This is a genomic window from Pedobacter suwonensis (assembly GCF_044762335.1).
Taxonomy (GTDB): domain Bacteria; phylum Bacteroidota; class Bacteroidia; order Sphingobacteriales; family Sphingobacteriaceae; genus Pedobacter.
The window spans coordinates 1-2656 of record NZ_JBIWEB010000043.1 but is presented as its reverse complement, the minus strand read 5'-3'; the positions used below and the strand labels follow the sequence as shown (position 1 = coordinate 2656).

Annotated in this window: 2 protein-coding genes; both read left to right on the top strand. The window is 44.7% G+C overall.

Going from position 1 to position 2656, the window contains the following annotated elements:
* The first annotated feature begins 228 nt into the window (after positions 1-228).
* Positions 229-1752: an IS21 family transposase gene (gene istA / locus ACIQXP_RS25140; protein ID WP_350873299.1), complete on the top strand. Its 1524-nt coding sequence runs from the start codon at positions 229-231 to the stop codon at positions 1750-1752.
* Between the two features lie 19 nt (positions 1753-1771).
* Positions 1772-2518, top strand: a complete 747-nt coding sequence (istB, locus tag ACIQXP_RS25135) for an IS21-like element helper ATPase IstB (protein WP_350555763.1) — start codon at positions 1772-1774, stop codon at positions 2516-2518.
* The last annotated feature ends 138 nt before the right edge of the window (positions 2519-2656 follow it).

Here is a 2656-nt window from a genome sequence, read left to right as displayed (position 1 = left end):
TGGATAAACCGCTTCAAATTGACCCCTCTTCGCCACTTTAAAAAGCCCCCCTTTGCCGAGTTAATTTGATAAGGTCCGCCAAAGCAAAGAGACCCCTTTGCGCCGATCCAAATTGACCCCCTTGAAATCGCAGATTCGTTTGTGCTGAATGGTTTGTAGGAATATGTTTTTGTTTAGCTTTTAGCCGAACAAAAACTGCTGATTACAATGTCCAATAAGCCTATCAAAATGAATAAACTAAGACAGATCATCCGTCTGTACAGTCAGGGGATTGGGACCAAGCGCATCCATGCAATGGTATCAACCTCACGCAATACCATTAAAAAGTATATTCGCATCTGGCAGACACTTGGTATTGGCTATGAGGAGTTCAATGCCAAGAGCGACAGCGATCTGGCCATTATTTTCACTACCCCCGTGGCCAGGATCTCCAGCGCACCCCGTATGCAGATTCTCCAAACACTATTGCCTGATTACTGCAAAAGATTGAAGAAAAAAGGTGTTACAAGGGAATCTCTCCATGAGGAGTATGTAAAGAAACACCCGGATGGATATAGTCGTTCACACTTCAATAATGCCATAATGGTCTATCTGCAGCTTTCCAGATCGGTGATGCATATCGAACATAAGGCTGGCGATAAAATGTATATCGATTTTGCTGGTAAAAAGCTATTTGTTAGCGGGAATGATAATATCAGGCAGGATGTAGAAGTATTCGTAGCGATCCTTGGCTGCAGCCAGCTCACCTATGTTGAGGCTGTGGCCTCACAGAAAAAAGAGGACCTCATCGCCGCCTGTGAAAATGCACTTCGCTATTTCGGAGGTGTACCCGAGGCAATCGTTCCTGATAACCTTCGCTCTGCTGTTACAAGGGGAAGCAGGTATGAGGCGGTACTGAACGATGAGTTTGCAGCGTTTGCGGAACATTATGCCACAACAGTTATTCCTGCACGTGCCTACAAACCTCGCGACAAATCACTTGTAGAAGGAGCTGTGAAGCTTATCTACCGAAGCATCTATAACAAGCTTGACAACAGCCGATTTGAGACTCTGGAGCAGCTCAATTCTGCGATTGTCTCATTGCTGGAAATCCATAATAACAAACCCTTTTCCGGCAGAAACTACTCACGCAGGGAACAGTTTGAGGAAATCGAACGTGAAGCACTTGCCGTGCTTAATCCAGTTCGATATGAGGTGCACAAGCAGGTGATGGTTACCGTAATGAGAAACGGGCATGTACGGCTGGGCGAAGATGTTCACTACTACAGTGTTCCCTATAATTATGTTGGGAAAAAGGTGAAGTTGCTGTACACTTCCGGCTCAGTAAAAGTCTATTACAACTATACCATGATAGCCTTTCATCCAAGAGTTCGGACAAAGCACCATTATACCACCCAGGAAACCCATCTGGCGCCACAACACCGGTATATCTCAGAATGGACCCCGGAAAACTTTATACGGCAGGCAGAAGAGATCCATAGTGATGTTGCCGGTTATATATCAAAGGTACTTGAATATAAGGGACATCCGGAGCAGGCCCATAAATCCTGTTCGGGCATACTGAACTTTGCACGTCGCGTTGGAACGGTCCGGCTAAGAAATGCCTGCCGTTGGGCAGATAATCTTGGGCAGTACAACTACCGTATAATTGAGGAGATACTGCGAAAGCAGCTTGATCAGCTATCTGTAGAAGAACAGACGATAGAGATCCCTGAGCATGGAAACATCAGAGGCAAGGAATATTACCAGTAACAATAAACAGCAATTAGAAATGAACAATGAAACATTAGAAAAAATGAAACAGCTAAGGCTGTTTGGGATGTACGATGCATTCAAGACCAATCTGGAATCATCGGTAAAGGAATCGCTGACCACTGATCAGTTTATCTCCGTACTGGTTGCCAGCGAGTGGGATGACAGGCGCAACCGTTCAGTGGAAAGAACAATTAGGGCGGCGGCGTTCAGATATAAGGCATCTCTTGAGCATATTGATTACTCCATTGAACGTGGGCTTGACAGGAACCAGGTACACAGACTTGCGGCCTTGGATTTCATTAAGGAGCACAAGGATATTTTTATAACCGGTTCCACCGGTACCGGAAAAAGCTATCTGGCCACCGCCCTTGGATATCAGGCCTGTCAGAGTGGATACAAGGTTCTGTATGTCAATACCGCTAAACTCATGGGGCAGCTAAAGCTGGCGAAGGCTAAGGGTACCATCCTGGCAGAACTGAAAAAGATCGAAAGGGTTGATCTTCTTATTCTTGACGACTTCGGCCTTCAGCCCTTCGACCCACAATCAAGGGTTACTTTACTGGATATCATTGAAGACAGGCATCAGAAGCGGTCAACAATAGTTACCTCACAGATACCGGTTAAGGAATGGTATGATATAATTGGCGAGAAAACGATAGCTGACGCCGTTCTTGACCGTATAGTTCATCACTCCTTGAGAGTTGAATTATTCGGCGAATCAATGAGGAGGAGAAACTCTAAGATTGAAAACGTATTTTTGTAAAATAACAGTTGTTAAACAGGACTTAAAAGATCAACTCTAAAATGCCTTTTTGCACAACAACTTCTGCTTTTTTCAAGCAACAACTCTGGGGGTCAATTTGAAATTGGCGAAAGGGGGTCAAATTTATTGGTATATGCA

Excerpts from the sequence above, each read along its gene's own strand:
- istB (WP_350555763.1), top strand. The coding sequence starts at position 1,772 with ATGAACAATGAAACATTAGAAAAAATGAAACAGCTAAGGCTGTTTGGG.
- istA (WP_350873299.1), top strand. The coding sequence starts at position 229 with ATGAATAAACTAAGACAGATCATCCGTCTGTACAGTCAGGGGATTGGG.